We start from the raw sequence: 16,112 nt of genomic DNA, 5'->3' as shown, positions 1-16,112 counted from the left end.
GAAAACACCTCGATCGAACTGCAGGGCAAGATCGCCCTGGTCACGGGCGCCACGCGCGGCATTGGCCGCGCCATTGCGCAGGAACTGGCCGCGCGCGGCGCGGTTGTCGTCGGCACCGCCACGTCGGAATCCGGCGCTGCCGCCATCACCGAGGCGCTGGCCCCGTTCGGCGGCCGTGGCGTGGTGCTGGACGTGACCAATGCCGAAGCCTGCGACGCCTTGATCGACGCGCTCGGCAAAGAAGGCGGTGGCCCCCATATCCTCGTCAATAATGCAGGCATCACCCGCGATACGCTGGCAATGCGCATGAAAGACGACGATTGGTCCGCCGTCATCGACACCAATCTGGCGTCGGTTTTCCGCCTCTCGCGCGCGGTGCTGCGCAACATGATGAAGGCCCGCTGGGGACGCATCATCAACGTCACCTCCGTGGTAGGCTCGAGCGGCAATCCCGGCCAGGCCAACTACGCCGCGGCCAAGGCCGGCGTGGCGGGCATGTCGCGCGCGCTGGCGCGTGAGCTGGGCAGCCGCAACATCACCGTCAATTGCGTGGCGCCCGGCTTCATCGATACCGACATGACGCGCGCCCTGGGCGAGAGCCAGACGGCGGCGTTGCTGCAGCAGATTCCGCTGGGCCGCCTGGGTTCGCCGACGGATATCGCCCATGCGGTGGCCTTTTTGTCCGGGCCGCAGGCGGGTTACATTACCGGCACCACCCTGCACGTCAACGGCGGGATGTACATGCAATAAGTCACGAAGCGCGTGGGCGGCCCAGGCCGCCGCGCCGCAGCCGGGATTTCCGGCGCGGGGCAACGCGCGCTTCATCCGGAAACGCCGCATATCGGCACTCCTGCGCCCCGTGGGCGACAGATCAAAGTGTGCGGTGTTATTTTTGTCACGGCCTGGCGTTTGCAGTACTCTGCGCTTGGCTATAATTCGCGGGATTTTTCCCATTTGGAGATCTGCATGGAAAGCATCGAACAGCGCGTCAAGAAGATCGTCGCTGAACAACTTGGCGTGAACGAAGCCGAGATCAAGAACGAATCCTCCTTCCTTGACGACCTCGGTGCCGATTCGCTCGACATGGTCGAACTGGTCATGGCGCTCGAAGACGAATTCGAGACCGAGATCCCCGACGAAGAGGCCGAAAAGATCACGACCGTGCAACAAGCGATTGATTACATCAATTCGAACGGTAAGCAGTAAGCTCAGCCTATATCCTTCCGGTTGCCCCGAATTCGATTTCGGCGCCAACCGGGAACCGGGGCGGTTTCAGGAATTTGCCGTGTGGTCCACGCGCGGGAAGGGCATTGACGCCCGACCCGCTGTTGCGTGTGCCGCACGCGCAGTGCATCCCGAAAACCGCCTTTCTTTTGTCTGTTTGAGGAGTCATCCGTGAAGCGACGAGTCGTCATCACTGGCCTTGGTATCGTGTCGCCTGTCGGCAACGACCTGACCACCGCTTGGGACAATATCGTCAACGGACGTTCTGGCATCAGCCGCATCACCCGTTTCGATCCCTCGGCCATCACCACCCACATCGCCGGCGAAGTCAAGGACTTCGACATCAGCGCCTATATCTCGGCCAAGGAAGCCCGCCAGATGGATACCTTCATCCATTACGGCCTGGCTGCCGGGATGCAGGCCTGGCGCGACAGCGGCCTGGAAGTCACCGAAGCCAACGCCGAACGCATCGGCGTGATCGTCGGCTCGGGCATCGGCGGCCTGCCGCGCATCGAGGAAACCCAGGTCGAATACATGGCCAAGGGTCCGCGCCGCATCTCGCCGTTCTTCGTGCCGGGTTCGCTGATCAACCTGATCTCCGGCCATCTGTCCATCGCCTACGGCATGAAGGGCCCCAGCTACGCCGTCGTATCGGCCTGCACCACGGGCCTGCACTGCATCGGCGACGCGGCCCGCCTGATCGAGTACGGCGATGCCGACGTCATGGTGGCTGGTGGCGCCGAATCGACCGTGTCGCCGCTGGGCATCGGCGGTTTCGCCGCGATGCGCGCGCTGTCGACGCGCAACGATGATCCTCAGACGGCTTCGCGGCCCTGGGACCGCGACCGCGACGGCTTCGTGCTGGGCGAGGGCGCCGGCGTGCTGGTGCTGGAAGAATACGAACACGCCAAGAAGCGCGGCGCGCGCATCTATGGCGAGTTCGCGGGCTACGGCATGAGCTCCGATGCGCATCACATCACGGCTCCCGACAAGGACGGCCCGCGCCGCGGCGTGCTCAACGCGCTGCGCAACGGCGGCCTGAACCTGGAAGACGTCCAGTACGTCAACGCGCACGGCACCTCGACGCCCCTGGGCGACAAGAACGAAACCGATGCGCTGAAGCTGGCTTTCGGCGACCACGCCAAGAAGCTGGTGGTGAACTCGACCAAGTCCATGACCGGCCACTTGCTCGGCGCGGCCGGCGGCATCGAGGCCGTGTTCACGACGCTGGCCGTCTACAACCAGGTCTCGCCTCCGACCATCAACATCTTCAACCAGGATCCGGAATGCGACCTGGACTACTGCGCCAACGAGGCGCGGCAGATGAAGATCGATGTCGGCCTGTCCAACTCCTTCGGCTTCGGCGGCACCAACGGCTCCATGGCCGTTCGCCGGATCTGATTTGGAAGGCCCGGGCAAGGGGCGCTGGACGTTTGGCGTGCCTGTCCTGCGGCCGCGCGGCGTCGCGGCGTTGCCAGTCCTGGGGCTGGCCGCCGCGGTGGCCAGCATCGTGACCGCGGCTTTCTGGCACGGCACGGCCTGGCTGGCCGGCGCCGCACTGGCCGCATTGCTGTTGGCGGCGGGGCTGTTACACTCGATCCGTTTCAGCCCGTCCCCGGTATCGGCCTTGCGCACGGCAGCCGGGGCTGGCCGCTGGCAGGTACGCCTGCCGGGCGGCTGGCGGGAAGCGTCGCTGGTGGATCAGCGACGCGGACCGGCATGGCTCACGCTCACCCTGCAGCCCTTGCCCTCCGGGAGTATGGCCTTTAACGACCAACAAGTAACTTTTACCGTCTGGCAGACGGCCTTGCCGGCCGACGGCTGGCGGCGCCTGTGCCTATTGGCTGGCGCGGCGCGGCGCGAGCCTGCGGCGGTGCGCTTGCGGGAGGCTCCATGAGCGAGCGCGAAGTCGACGCCGAGCTTGTCGCCCGTGTCCAGCGCGGCGACAAGAAAGCGTTCGATCTGCTGGTGCTCAAGTACCAGCGCAAGATCCTGCGCCTGCTGGCTCGCATGATCCGCGATCCGGCCGAGATCGAGGACGTGGCCCAGGAAGCGTTCATCAAGGCCTATCGGGCCCTGCCCCAGTTCCGGGGCGAGAGCGCGTTCTATACCTGGTTGTATCGTATCGCCATCAATACGGCCCGAAATTGGCTCGCCTCGCAGGGGCGGCGGCCGAGCGCGCCCAACGCGATAGAAACGGAAGACGGTGAAACTTTTAACGAAACCGACAACCTAACCGATATAAGCACGCCGGAGTCGATGGTTGCCAGCCGCGAGATCGCCGAGACGGTGAACGCGGCCATCGAGGAATTGCCCGAGGAACTGCGCACCGCAATCGTCCTGCGTGAAATCGAAGGTATGAGTTACGAAGACATCGCCCAGAGCATGGACTGCCCCATTGGTACGGTGCGCTCCCGCATTTTCCGTGCGCGAGAGGCCATCGCGACCAAGTTGCGCCCATTGCTAGGCACCGATGCCGAGCGTCGCTGGTAAGGAGTGGCAGTCATGCAGACTACAGCAGCCAAGTCCGTCGTTTCCTCGGAGTCCTCCTGGGAGGAATCCGTTTCCGCCTGGATGGACGGAGAAGAAACCGACGATATTCTTCCCGGCCTGTTGACCCGCGAGGGGCGGCAGACCTGGGATACCTATCACCTTATTGGTGATGCCCTGCGCAACAGTGATCTGGCGCTGACGCCCAGCGCCAGTTTCCATGCCCGCCTGTCGCGCGCGCTGGATGCCGAGCTGCCGATCGTGGCCGCGCCGCGGCGCCGTTCGCCGCTGCGCCTGGGCCTGTCCGGCCTGGCGGTCGCGGCCGCGGTCGCCACGGTGGCCTGGGTGGCCCAGCCCTACCTGGCGGGCGGCAATCCGGGCGCCGAAACCCGCGTGCTGGCCGACGCCAGCCTGGGCGGCTCCACCGACACTTCGGGCCTGAGCGACTACCTGGAGGCCCATCGCCAGATGGCCGGCCCCAGCGCGGTGCGCCAGGTGTCGTTCGATGTCGGAGCGGGGCGCTGATGGCCCTTGTGCTTCCGACCCGTTGGCCGGTGCTGGGAAGGGCTGCCTCGTGGCAGGCCCACCGCGCCGGCTGGTTCGCCGCTACGCTTCTGACCGCTTTTCTGGCCGCGCATGACCCCGCGCGCGCCGCCGACGCCGCTGCCGCCCAGCAGGGCGATGACGTGGTCCAATTGCTCTCGCGCATCCAGCAGGCTGCGCGCAAGCAGGACTACGCCGGCGTATTCATGTATCAGCAGGGCGAGACGATCCAGTCGTCGCGCCTGGTGCACGTCGTCGACGGCACCGGCGAGCGCGAGCGCCTCGAGATCCTCGATGGCCAGCCGCGCGAATACCTGCGCCACAACGAAGACGTGCAGTGCCTGATCCCCGAGCGCAAAACGGTGTTGCTCGAACGCCGCCGCGGCGATCGCTTCCCTGGGCTGCTGCTGGGCGATCCCGCCAACCTGACCGAACACTACAAGATCCGCACCGAGTCGGCGCTGCACCGCGTCGCCGGGCGCGAATGCCGGTTGATCACTATCGAACCGCTGGACAAGTTGCGCTATGGCTATCGCCTCTGTGCCGATGTCGAAACCAATCTGCTGCTGAAGGCCCAGACCCTCAATGCCGCCCGCGGCGTGGTCGAGCAGGTGTCCTTCACGTCCCTGCGCCTGGGAGCCGACGTCGACCCGCAATCGCTGTCGTCGCGCTGGAACACGCGCGACTGGCGCGTGCTCGAGCCTTCGATGAAGTCCGTGGACCTGAGCGCCCAGGGTTGGCGCATCCCGGCGCCCAAGGGCTTTGTGGTGGTCATGCAGGTGGCGCGCTCGATGGGGCGCGGCGCGACGGTCAACCAGATGGTGCTGTCGGATGGACTGGCGGCCATTTCGGTGTTCATCGAGCCTTACGACAGCCAGCGCGGCCATCATCCTCCGCCTGGCGCGGCGCAGCGCGGTTCCATTACCGTGTATGGCACGCGCATCGCCGACTACTGGCTGACGGCCGTGGGCGAAGTGCCCGTGGCGACGCTGGAACAATTGGCGGAAGCGACCGAATACGTACCCGTGACGAACGCTCCGGCGGCCGATTCCAAGTGAAGCGCGGCCGCCGCGGCAAGAAGTGATTTCGGAGCAACATATGAAAGCATTGATGGTGTCGAACCCCGGTCTGCGCCGCTTCCTGGCGGCCGCGACGGCGGGGCTCCTGATGTCGGCCGCGTTCGCGCCCGTCTCCCTGGCGCAGGCCCCCGCGGCCAACACGCCGACTCCGACGGTGGCGCTGCCTGACTTCACCAGCATCATCGAGAAGGCCGATCCGGCGGTCGTGAACATCCGCACCACGGCGACGGTGCCGATCCGCGGAGTGGGCCCGGGCGGCAATGATCCCGCCGAGCTGTTCCGCTGGTTCTTCGGTCCCGATTTCCAGCCGCCCGGCCAGGCGCCCGGTCCGCGCCAGCGTCCGCAGCCGCAGCAACCCGAGGAGCGTACCGTGCCGCGTGGCGTGGGCTCGGGTTTCTTCATCTCGGATGACGGCTACATCATGACCAACAACCACGTGGTCAGCGACGCAACCGACATCTACGTCACCCTCACCGACGGCCGCGAGTTCAAGGCCAAGGTCATCGGCACCGACGAGCGCACCGACGTGGCGCTGATCAAGATCGAAGCCAAGGACATGACGCCGCTGGTGATCGGCGATCCCAAGAAGCTCAAAAAGGGTCAGTGGGTGCTGGCGATCGGCTCGCCGTTCGGCCTGGATTCCACCGTCACGTCGGGTATCGTCAGCGCCATTGGCCGCGATACGGGCGAATACCTGCCGTTCATCCAGACGGACGTGGCGGTCAACCCGGGCAATTCGGGCGGTCCGCTGATCAACCTGGCGGGCGAGGTGGTGGGCATCAACTCCCAGATCATCTCGCGCAGCGGCGGTTTCATGGGTATTTCGCTGGCCATCCCCATCGACGAAGCGATGCGGGTGGTGGACCAGCTGCGCGCCACCGGCAAGGTCACGCGCGGCCGCGTGGGCGTCCAGATCGGCGAAGTGGGCAAGGACGTGGCCGAGGCCATCGGGCTGCCCAAGGCCGAAGGCGCCCTGGTGAGCAGTGTCGAGGTCGATGGTCCGGCTGAACAGGCCGGCGTGCAGCCGGGCGACGTGATCCTGACCTTCAACAAGGAACCGATCAAGCGCTGGACCGATCTGCCCCGCATCGTCGGTGAAACCAAGCCGGGCACGCGCGCCGACATGGAAGTGTGGCGCAAGGGCAAGAAGATGACCCTGTCGGTCAAGGTGGGCGAGATTCCCGTGGACAAGGCGGTGCCGGGCAAGAAGGGCGCGACGCCCGTGCCGGAAGTCACCAACGCGCTGGGGCTAGGCGTGGTGGACGTGCCCGCCGACGTGCAGAAGAAGCTGCGTATCAAGGGCGGCGTGCAGGTCAAGGTCGCCGAAGGCGCGGCCGCCAAGGCCGGGCTGCAGGAAGGCGATATTGTGTTGGCTCTGAACGACACCGACGTCACCGGAGCCAAACAGTTCGCGGAGCTGGTCGGCAAGCTGGACAAGGGCCGCGCGGTCGGTCTGCTGGTGCGGCGCGGCGAGCAGACCCAGTGGGTGGCAGTGCCCGCAAGCAAATAAGGCCCAAGACCGGCTAAAATGGCTGGTTGCCGCAAGAGGGGGGCGCCTGGCGCCCCCTCGTTTTTGCCCGTACCGCCGTCGATCGCGGGCGGGCAGGGCGGCCGGGCGGCGCGACCGCGGGCATCCGCCCTTGACGCGCCGGCCGCAACCCTGTCAGCCGTGCCTACCCTGGTGGCGGCGTCTTCCGGCAGTTTGCCGAATGTTCCGTCCCTTTTAAATTCAAGCATGCAGCATATTCGCAACTTCTCCATCATTGCCCACATCGATCACGGCAAATCGACCCTGGCCGATCGCCTGATCCAGCGCTGCGGCGGATTGGCGGATCGCGAAATGTCGGCCCAGGTGCTCGACTCCATGGAGATCGAGCGTGAGCGCGGCATTACCATCAAGGCCCAGACGGCCGCCCTGCACTACAAGGCGCAGGACGGCAAGATCTACAACCTGAACCTGATCGACACCCCGGGGCACGTCGACTTCTCGTACGAAGTCAGCCGCTCGCTCTCTGCCTGCGAGGGCGCGCTGCTGGTGGTTGACGCCTCGCAGGGCGTCGAAGCGCAGACCGTGGCCAACTGCTACACCGCCATCGAGCTGGGCGTGGAAGTGCTGCCGGTGCTGAACAAGATGGACCTGCCGCAGGCCGATCCGGACGGCGCGCGCCAGGAGGTCGAGGACGTCATCGGCATTGACGCCTCGCAGGCGGTGCTGGCCAGCGCCAAGACCGGCATGGGCATCGACGAGATCCTCGAGGCCATCGTGGCGCGCGTGCCGGCTCCCCAGGGCGATCCCGAGGCGCCGCTGCAGGCGCTGATCATCGATTCGTGGTTCGACAACTACGTGGGCGTGGTGATGCTGGTGCGCATCGTCAACGGCATGCTCAAGCCCAAGGACAAGATCCTGCTGATGGCTTCCGGCGCCACCCACCTGTGCGAGCAGACCGGGGTGTTCACGCCCAAGTCGCAGCAGCGTCCGCACCTGTCGGCGGGCGAGGTGGGCTTCATCATCGCCGGCATCAAGCAACTCGAGGACGCCAAGGTGGGCGACACCGTGACGCTCGCGAGCAAGCCTGCGGCCGCGCCGCTGCCCGGCTTCAAGGAAGTCAAGCCGCAGGTGTTCGCCGGCCTCTACCCGGTCGAAAGCTCCGAATACGACCAACTGCGCGATTCGCTCGAGAAGCTCAAGCTGAACGACGCCGCGCTGATGTTCGAGCCCGAAGTGTCGCAGGCGTTGGGCTTTGGCTTTCGCTGCGGCTTCCTCGGCCTGCTGCACATGGAGATCGTGCAGGAGCGCCTGGAGCGCGAGTTCGACATGGACATCATCACCACCGCGCCGTCGGTGGTGTACGAGGTCGAGCAGCGCGATGGTTCGGTGATCACCGTCGAAAGCCCATCGCGCATGCCGGAAATCGGCAAGATCGCCGATATCCGCGAGCCGATCGTGAAGGTCACGCTGTTCATGCCGCAGGACTACGTCGGTCCCGTGATGACGCTATGCAACAACAAGCGCGGCGTGCAGATCAACATGAGCTATCACGGCCGCCAGGTGCACCTGGTGTACGAGATCCCGCTGGCCGAGATCGTGCTGGACTTCTTCGACAAGCTCAAGTCGGTGTCGCGCGGCTATGCCTCGATGGACTATGAGTTCCTCGAATACCGCTCGGCCGACGTGGTGCGGGTGGACCTGCTGATCAACAACGACCGCGTCGACGCGCTGGCCGTGATCGTCCACCGCAGCAACGCCCGCCACCGCGCGCGCGACGTGGTGACGCGCATGCGCGGCCTGATTCCGCGGCAGATGTTCGACGTGGTGATCCAGGCCGCCATCGGCGCCGAAATCATCGCCCGCGAGAACGTCAAGGCGCTGCGCAAGAACGTGCTGGCCAAGTGCTACGGCGGCGACATCTCGCGCAAGAAGAAGCTGCTGGAAAAGCAGAAGGCGGGCAAGAAGCGCATGAAGCAGGTCGGTACCGTGGAAATTCCGCAAGAGGCCTTCCTGGCCATCCTGCAGGTGGAAGACAAATAGAACCCGAGAAGGCGGTTAGCTGATGAGTTGGAACTTTGCCCTGATCCTGTTTGTTCTGCTGGTGCTGACCGGCATTATCTGGGCGCTCGATCTGGCCGTATTGCGGCGTGGCCGCGAGCGCCGGGCGCAAGAGGCGATGGCGCAGTACGATGCGGCGCTGATCGGCGATGCGCAAGAAGCCGAGCGCCTGCGGCGCGAGGCCGGCGACAAGGCCCGTCGCGTGCCGTGGTGGATCGAATACGCGGTCAGCTTCTTCCCCGTGATCCTGTTCGTGTTCGTGCTGCGATCGTTCGTGGTGGAACCGTTCCGCATTCCGTCGGGTTCGATGCTGCCGACGCTGCAATCCGGCGATCTGATCCTGGTGAACAAGTTCAGCTACGGCCTGCGCCTTCCGGTCATCGACAAGAAGGTGGTCGATATCGGCAAGCCGCAGCGCGGCGACGTGTTCGTGTTCCGCTACCCGGTGGACCCGGACGTCGACTACATCAAGCGCGTGGTGGGCCTGCCGGGCGACGAAGTGGCGTACATCGACAAAAAGCTGTACGTGAACGGCCAATTGGTGACGCATGTGCGGGATGGCGATTATTTCGAACCCGACCGTGTCTCTTATATCGCACAATATAAAGAAAAATTAGGCGAAGTTAGCCACAATATCCTGCTTGATGAAGGCAGGCCGCAGGAATATCGCCCGCAATACCAATTTCCCAACCTCGGGAACTGCCAATATTCCCGCGATGGGGTACGCTGCAAAGTACCGGAGGGGCAATACTTCGCCATGGGCGATAATCGGGACAACAGCGCCGACAGCCGATACTGGGGTTTCGTGCCGGAATCCAATATCGTCGGAAAGGCGTTCTTCATCTGGATGAATTTCAGCGATCTCAGCCGCATCGGCCGGTTCAACTGATTATGTCGCTAGCCACGCTAGAAAACCGGCTGGATCACCACTTCGGTGACCCAGCACTGCTTGAACAGGCGCTGACCCACCGCAGCCACGGTGCGCGCCACAACGAGCGCCTGGAGTTCCTCGGGGATTCCGTGCTCAACTTCGTCGTCGCGGCGATGCTGTTCGAGCGTTATTCGAAAATCGACGAGGGAGACCTGTCGCGCCTGCGCGCCAATCTGGTCAAGCAGGCCTCGTTGGCGGATATCGCCCAGCGCCTGGAACTGTCCCAATACCTGCGCCTGGGCGAGGGTGAATTGAAGAGCGGCGGTTTCCGTCGTCCGTCGATCCTGGCCGACACGGTCGAGGCCCTGTTCGGCGCCGTGTTCCTGGACGCCGGTTTCGATGCCGCCCGCCGCGTGATCGTGCGCCAGTACCAGCCGGTGCTGGCCTCGGTCGATCCCAAGACCCTGGGCAAGGACGCCAAGACCTTGCTGCAGGAATTCCTGCAAGGCCGCAAGCTGGCCTTGCCCGTGTACACCGTGGTGGCCACGCATGGCGCGGCCCACAGCCAGCAGTTCGAGGTCGAATGCGCCATTCCGGCGCTCGAGATCAAGGTGAACGCGCCCGGCGCCAGCCGCCGCGCGGCCGAGCAGTCGGCCGCCAAGCTGGCGCTGGAGGCGGCGCAGGCCATCAGCCCGGCGTCCAAGGCCGCCCGCAAGTCGGGCAAGGCGCGCAAGACCGCGCAGTTGTCGCTGCCCGTGGCAGTGTCCCAAGAGACTAAATGAGCGATACCCCTTTCCGTACCGGTTTCGTGGCCATCGTGGGCCGCCCCAACGTGGGCAAGTCCACGCTGACGAACGCGTTGATCGGTTCCAAGATTTCCATCGTGTCGCGCAAGGCGCAGACCACGCGCCACCGCATCCACGGGGTGCTGACGCGCGACCACGAGCAGTTCGTGTTCGTCGATACGCCGGGCTTCCAGACGCGTCATGGCGGCGCCATGAACCGCATGATGAACCGCGTGGTGACGCAGGCGCTGGCCGACGTCGACGTGGTGGTGCACGTGGTCGAGGCTGGCAAGTGGTCGGAGGGCGACGCCAAGCTGCTGCCGTTGCTGCCGGCGCCGGAGCGCACCATCCTGGCCGTCAGCAAGATCGACGCGCTCAAGAACCGCGATGAATTGTTCGCCTTCGTCTCGAAGATCATGGCGTTGCATCCGTTCGGCGCCGTGGTGCCGGTCAGCGCCACCAAGAACCAGCAGCTCGACCAGCTGCTGCAGGAAATCGCCGCGCGCCTGCCGGAAGGCGAGCCGATGTTCGAGGAAGACACCCTGACCGACCGGCCGATGCGCTTCATCGCGGCCGAATTGGTGCGCGAGAAGATCTTCCGCCTGGTGGGCGACGAACTGCCCTACGGCTGTACGGTCGTGATCGAGCAATGGGAAGAGACCGACAAGGGCGCGCGCATCGCCGCCTGCGTCGTGGTGGAGCGCGACAGCCACAAGCCCATCCTGCTGGGCACCGGCGGCATGCACATGAAACGCATCGCCTCCGAGGCGCGGCAGGACATCGCCAAGCTGCTGGACAAGCCGGTGCACCTGGAGATCTACATCAAGGTGCGCAAGGGCTGGTCCGACCGCGAGAGTGCGCTGCGCGACCTGGGCTATGAGTAGACGGGCGCCTCGCGTCCAGGACCGCCCGGGATACATGCTCCACGCCACGGCGTGGCGCGAGACGTCCCTCATCGTTCAGACTTTCTCGCGCGACCACGGCTGTGTGGCCATGGTCGCCAAGGGCGCCAAGCGCCCGTATTCCGTGCTGCGTCCGGTGTTGTCGGCGTTCCAGCCGCTGCTGCTGTCCTGGACCGGCAACGGCGAGGTCAAGACCCTGACCCGCGCCGAGATCATGGGCGTGCGCGCCCTGAACGGCACTGCCCTGATGTCGGCTTGGTACATGAATGAACTGTTGCTGCGGCTGTTGCCGCGCGAAGACGCCCATCCCCTGCTGTTCGACGCCTACGACATGGCCTTGCAGCAGTTGTCGGGCGGCACGCGCGCGGCCGGCGCCTTGCGCCGCTTCGAATGGACGCTGCTGCGCGAAACCGGCTATGGCGTGGACGAGGCCGAGCCCGACTTCGACGACCCCGTCATCGAGCCGGCGCTGCGCCGCGATCTGCGCGAGCGGCTGGCCGAGAACCTGGCGGGCCGGCCCCTGGCCACGCGCCGGGTGCTGATGGATCTGCAACGCATCTGAACCCGCGGCGCGCCCGGCCATGACCTTCACGCTCAAACAGGTCGAGACTTTCCGCACCGTCTATGAAACGGAGAGCGTCACCGCCGCGGCCCGGCGCCTGGATGTGTCGCCGGCCACCGTCAGCGCCACCCTGGCCGCGCTCGAAGCCGCGATTGAACTGCGCCTGTTCGAACGCGTGCGCCAGCGCATGCAGCGCACCCCCGAGGCCACGCTGCTGTACGAGGAAATCCGCCGCCTGAACGTGGGCCTGGAAACCCTGGGCCGCAAGATCCGCGCCATCCGCGGCGCGGCCCAGCCGCGCCTGCGCATCGGCTGTATCCATGCCTACAGCGGCGCGATCGTCAGCGACGCGATCACGCGTTTTCGCCAGCGCTATCCCGATACGCCGCTGTACCTGCAGATCCGCGATTCGAATACCTTGCGCGACATGGTGGTATCGGGCGAGCTGGACCTGGCCGCGGTCGCCGATGAGTCCGAACTCGAAGGCCTGCGCGGCCATCGCCTGGCAAGCCTGCGGGCGGTGGCGGTATTTCCCGATGGGCATCCCCTGGCGCGTCTGCAGCAGGTCGGCCTGGCCCAACTGGCCGAAGCCGATGTGATTGCGCTCAATGCGGAGGACGCCTCGCGCCAGCGCCTGGACGCGCTGTTGCTGCAGGCCGGCCTGGGGCTGAAGATCGCGATCGAGACGCCGTATTCGAGCACCGTGTGCCACCTGGCGCTGGCGGGACACGGCGTTGGCATCGCCAACCCCGCCACGGCCGTGGGGCTGGAGGCCGCGGGGCTGTGCCACCGGCCGCTGGCGCAGTGGTTCGTGGCCGACAGCCGCCAGCAACTGCCGGCCCTGGCACTGGCGCTGATGGCGTTGCTGCTGGCGCTGGCCGCCAGCGTCGGGGTGGGCAGCATGACGTCCGGGTTCCGCCAGACCTTTCTGGGCTGGCTCGATCAACAGCTGTCGGCCGAGCTCTACGTGACCCCGCATGACACCGCCCAGGGCCTGGCCATCGCGGCCTGGCTACCCACCCAGCCAGGGGTGCGCGCCGTGCTCGCGCAGTGGCGCACCGAAGTGCGCGTGGGCGGCGCCCCGGTGCAGGTGCAGGGGGTGATCGACCACCCGGCCTACGCGCAGCACTGGCCGTTGCTCGAACAGCGCAGCGAAGCGTGGCGCCAGTTGGCCAGCGGCGCCGGGGCGATGCTCAGCGAACAGTTGGCACGGCGCCTGGCGCTGGGCCTGGGCGATCGCCTGAGCTTGCCCGGCGCTGCACCCCTTGACGTGGTGGCCGTATACGCCGACTACGGCAACCCGCGCGGGCAGGTGCTGGTGAACGCCGACTGGCTGCGGCGCACCTGGCCCGAGGCCACGCTCAACACCCTCAACCTGCGCGTGGCGGGCGAGCAGGTGGCGACGCTCAAGGCCGCGCTGCAGCAACGCTATGCGCTGGACGGCACCCGGCTGGTGGACCAGCGCACCCTCAGGCGCTGGTCGGTGGAGGTGTTCGAGCGCACCTTCGCCGCCACCGCCGCACTCAACAGCCTGATCCTGGGCGTGGCCGGCGTGGCCCTGTTGATCAGCCTTTTGACCCTGGGCCAGAGCCGGCTCGGCCAGTTGGCGCCGCTATGGGCACTGGGCGTCAGGCGCCAGCACCTGGCCTGGCTGTCGCTGGGGCAGACGCTGCTGCTGGCCAGCCTGACCGTGCTGCTGGCAATTCCCCTGGGCCTGCTGCTGGCCTGGTGCCTGGTGGCGGTGGTCAACGTGCAGGCGTTCGGCTGGCGCCTGCCGTTGCAGGTGTTCCCTGGCCAGCTGCTGCAACTGGCGCTGCTGGGCCTGTTCACCGCCCTGCTCGCCGCCGCCGGGCCCCTGTGGCAACTGGCCCGCCGCCAGCCCGCCGAACTGCTGAGGCACTATGCCGATGGAACCTAGACACTGGGGCGTCCTGCTGCTGTGCCTGCTGCTGGGCGCCTGCGACCCCTCGCCACCGCCACCCGCCGGTTTTGCCGGCCTGGGCCAGGACGCCGCAGCCTTTGCCCCGGTGGTGCGCGGCCAACCGTTGCAGTTCCCGCGTGACCACGGCGCCCATGCGGGGTATCGCATCGAATGGTGGTATGTGACCGCCAACCTGCGCGATGCACAGGGCCGCGACTGGGGTGCGCAATGGACCCTGTTCCGTTCGGCGCTGCGCCCCGGCGCCGAACAGCCGGGCTGGGCCAGCCCCGCCGTATGGCTGGGGCACGCGGCGTTGAGCGGGCCGTTTGGCCATCAGTTCAGTGAAACGCTGGCGCGTGGCGGTGTCGGCCAGGCGGACGTGCAGGCGCAACCGTTCAAGGCCTGGATCGACGACTGGTCGCTGCAGGCGGTGGGCGGCCAAGGCATCGAGCAGTTGCAGATGCGCGCAGGCGGCAACGGCTTCAGCTACGACCTGCAACTGAGCAGCCAGCAGCCCCTGGTGCTGCAGGGCGATCAGGGCTACAGCGAGAAGTCCGGCCAGGGCCAGGCGTCGTATTACTACAGCCAGCCGTTCTATGCCGTGCGCGGTGAAGTACAGCACGAGGGCCGGCGCGTCGAGGTGACCGGCAACGCCTGGCTCGACCGCGAATGGAGCAGCCAGCCGCTGGCCCCCGACCAGCACGGTTGGGACTGGTTTTCGCTGCACCTGGACAACGGCACGCGGCTGATGCTGTTCCAGGTCCGTCAGACCGATGCACAACCGTACCGGGCAGGCACCTGGATTGCCGCCGACGGCAGCAGCACCGCGCTCAACGGTGCGCAGATCGTACTTGAGCCGCTGGCCCGCACCCAACTGGTCGACGGCCCGCAGGTGCCCACGCGCTGGCGGGTGCAGGTGCCCGACCGGCAGCTGGACATCGAGGTCGACGCCCTGGTGCCGCAGGCCTGGATGGGCACCCGCTTTCCCTACTGGGAAGGCCCGGTGAAGGTACAGGGCAGCACGGCCGGGCGTGGCTACCTGGAAATGACCGGCTATTCGCGCTGAGCGCCACCGACGCAGCGGCTATTCTTGCCTGAACGCCCCCTTGCCTGGAGTTGCACCATGCCTGGCCTGTCTACTTCCGCCCCCCGTGGCTGGACGCAGTGGTGCAAACCGCTGGCGTTCCTGCTGGTGGCCGCCATCGGCCTGTACTACGTGAAATGGTCGCCCTACTACGCCAAGTCGTTTGTTGCCGCCGACAGCCACAGCATCGGCGCCTCGATCCTGGACGATCACCAGTACGCACCGCTGACGGCAGCGCTGGCGTATGCCCAGGTGTACTTCCTGGCCATCTGGAAGGCGGCGCTGCTGGCGGTGATCCTCGGCTCGCTGGTTCAGGTGCTGATACCGCGGGACTGGCTGCTGCGCCTGTTCGGCAAGGCCGGGCTGGGCTCGACCCTGCGTGGCGGCCTGTTCGCCCTGCCGGGCATGATGTGCAGTTGCTGCGCGGCACCGGTGGCTGCCGGGCTGCGTCGGCAGAATGTGTCGGTAGGCGCGGCGCTGGCGTTCTGGATCGCCAACCCGGTGCTCAACCCGGCCACGCTGGTGTTCATGGGCTTCGTGCTGGGCTGGGAGTTCAGTGCCCTGCGCCTGGTGGCGGGTGTGGTGCTGGTGGTGGGGGTGTCGCTGTTCGCCCAGCGCATCTCGCGCCCGGACGTACTGCCCGAACCCGCGGTGGACGCGGCCAATGTGGCCAGTACCCCGGTGCCCGGCAGCCTGCTGGCACGCTGGATGAAAACCCTGTGGCAGCTGTTCTGGACCACCATCCCGATCTATGTGCTGGCCGTGCTGGTACTGGGCGCGGCGCGGGTGTGGCTGTTTCCGCATGTCGAGGGCGGCATGGGTTCAGGGCTGGTGTGGCTGGTACCGCTGGCGGTGGTCGGCACGCTGTTCGTGATCCCGACGGCGGCGGAAATCCCGATCGTGCAGACGCTGATGGCCCTGGGGCTGGGCACCGCGCCGGCGGTGGCATTGCTGATGACCTTGCCCAGCGTGAGCCTGCCGTCACTGCTGATGCTGCGCACCTCCTTCGATACGCGGGTACTGGTGTGGGTTGCGCTGCTGACGATGCTGGTGGGGGTGCTCAGCGGGCTGGTTGCGCTGCTGGTGCTCTAGGGCCGGCGTGTA

General features: G+C 66.5%; 16 protein-coding genes and 1 pseudogene. All 17 read left to right on the top strand.

All coding sequences use genetic code 11. The features are described from left to right. The first annotated feature begins 12 nt into the window (after window positions 1–12). The 17 genes and pseudogenes from fabG (at window position 13) to B4I46_RS08745 (ending at window position 16,100) form a co-directional block, all read left to right on the top strand. The gene (fabG, locus tag B4I46_RS08825) at window positions 13–750 is read left to right on the top strand and encodes a 3-oxoacyl-ACP reductase FabG (RefSeq protein WP_286899744.1); all 738 of its coding nucleotides are present in this window, start codon (window positions 13–15) and stop codon (window positions 748–750) included. A 216-nt stretch (window positions 751–966) separates the two neighbouring features. Continuing rightward, on the top strand, window positions 967–1,206 hold the full coding sequence (gene acpP, locus B4I46_RS08820; RefSeq protein WP_005012191.1) for an acyl carrier protein: 240 nt from the start codon (window positions 967–969) through the stop codon (window positions 1,204–1,206). A 189-nt stretch (window positions 1,207–1,395) separates the two neighbouring features. Beyond that, window positions 1,396–2,625 carry a beta-ketoacyl-ACP synthase II gene (fabF, locus tag B4I46_RS08815; protein ID WP_020924694.1) on the top strand — a complete coding sequence of 410 codons (1,230 nt, stop codon included), beginning with the start codon at window positions 1,396–1,398 and terminating at the stop codon, window positions 2,623–2,625. A 1-nt stretch (window position 2,626) separates the two neighbouring features. Next, complete coding sequence (locus B4I46_RS08810) at window positions 2,627–3,121, top strand: hypothetical protein (RefSeq protein WP_006389291.1); 495 nt, start codon at window positions 2,627–2,629, stop codon at window positions 3,119–3,121. Then, entirely contained in the window at window positions 3,118–3,717 is a 600-nt protein-coding gene (rpoE, locus tag B4I46_RS08805; RefSeq protein WP_006389292.1) for an RNA polymerase sigma factor RpoE, read from the top strand. The genes B4I46_RS08810 and rpoE overlap by 4 nt, the downstream gene beginning before the upstream one ends. Before the next feature lie 12 nt (window positions 3,718–3,729). Next, complete coding sequence (locus tag B4I46_RS08800) at window positions 3,730–4,239, top strand: sigma-E factor negative regulatory protein (protein ID WP_047992209.1); 510 nt, start codon at window positions 3,730–3,732, stop codon at window positions 4,237–4,239. Beyond that, a complete protein-coding gene (locus B4I46_RS08795) occupies window positions 4,239–5,315 on the top strand; it encodes a MucB/RseB C-terminal domain-containing protein (protein WP_047992210.1) in 1,077 nt (358 codons plus the stop codon). Before B4I46_RS08800 ends, B4I46_RS08795 begins: the two co-directional genes overlap by 1 nt. Before the next feature lie 40 nt (window positions 5,316–5,355). Then, window positions 5,356–6,846 carry a DegQ family serine endoprotease gene (locus tag B4I46_RS08790; protein WP_047992211.1) on the top strand — a complete coding sequence of 497 codons (1,491 nt, stop codon included), beginning with the start codon at window positions 5,356–5,358 and terminating at the stop codon, window positions 6,844–6,846. Window positions 6,847–7,071: 225 nt separating this feature from the next. Continuing rightward, complete coding sequence (gene lepA / locus B4I46_RS08785; RefSeq protein ID WP_006389296.1) at window positions 7,072–8,865, top strand: translation elongation factor 4; 1,794 nt, start codon at window positions 7,072–7,074, stop codon at window positions 8,863–8,865. 22 nt (window positions 8,866–8,887) lie between these two features. Then, window positions 8,888–9,772: a signal peptidase I gene (gene lepB, locus B4I46_RS08780; protein WP_020924690.1), complete on the top strand. Its 885-nt coding sequence runs from the start codon at window positions 8,888–8,890 to the stop codon at window positions 9,770–9,772. Beyond that, window positions 9,769–10,536: a ribonuclease III gene (rnc, locus tag B4I46_RS08775; RefSeq protein ID WP_349681952.1), complete on the top strand. Its 768-nt coding sequence runs from the start codon at window positions 9,769–9,771 to the stop codon at window positions 10,534–10,536. Before lepB ends, rnc begins: the two co-directional genes overlap by 4 nt. Further along, window positions 10,533–11,423 carry a GTPase Era gene (era, locus tag B4I46_RS08770; protein WP_006389299.1) on the top strand — a complete coding sequence of 297 codons (891 nt, stop codon included), beginning with the start codon at window positions 10,533–10,535 and terminating at the stop codon, window positions 11,421–11,423. The genes rnc and era overlap by 4 nt, the downstream gene beginning before the upstream one ends. A 34-nt stretch (window positions 11,424–11,457) precedes the next feature. Continuing rightward, complete coding sequence (gene recO, locus B4I46_RS08765) at window positions 11,458–12,003, top strand: DNA repair protein RecO (RefSeq protein WP_286899670.1); 546 nt, start codon at window positions 11,458–11,460, stop codon at window positions 12,001–12,003. A gap of 19 nt (window positions 12,004–12,022) precedes the next feature. Continuing rightward, window positions 12,023–12,199: pseudogene (locus B4I46_RS08760) on the top strand (helix-turn-helix domain-containing protein); the annotation flags it as partial. Continuing rightward, the gene (locus tag B4I46_RS08755; RefSeq protein WP_286899712.1) at window positions 12,191–13,921 is read left to right on the top strand and encodes a LysR substrate-binding domain-containing protein; all 1,731 of its coding nucleotides are present in this window, start codon (window positions 12,191–12,193) and stop codon (window positions 13,919–13,921) included. The pseudogene B4I46_RS08760 and the gene B4I46_RS08755, both read left to right, overlap by 9 nt. Then, window positions 13,911–14,990, top strand: a complete 1,080-nt coding sequence (locus B4I46_RS08750) for a lipocalin-like domain-containing protein (RefSeq protein WP_286899668.1) — start codon at window positions 13,911–13,913, stop codon at window positions 14,988–14,990. The genes B4I46_RS08755 and B4I46_RS08750 overlap by 11 nt, the downstream gene beginning before the upstream one ends. A 57-nt stretch (window positions 14,991–15,047) precedes the next feature. After that, on the top strand, window positions 15,048–16,100 hold the full coding sequence (locus B4I46_RS08745; protein ID WP_054914409.1) for a permease: 1,053 nt from the start codon (window positions 15,048–15,050) through the stop codon (window positions 16,098–16,100). The last annotated feature ends 12 nt before the right edge of the window (window positions 16,101–16,112 follow it).

The sequence above is a fragment of the Pseudomonas sp. UBA7500 genome, from assembly GCF_002478435.1.
GTDB lineage: Bacteria > Pseudomonadota > Gammaproteobacteria > Pseudomonadales > Pseudomonadaceae > Aquipseudomonas > Aquipseudomonas palmensis.
Note: the sequence above shows the minus strand (reverse complement) of the source record. Positions and strands in the feature narration are given on the sequence as shown.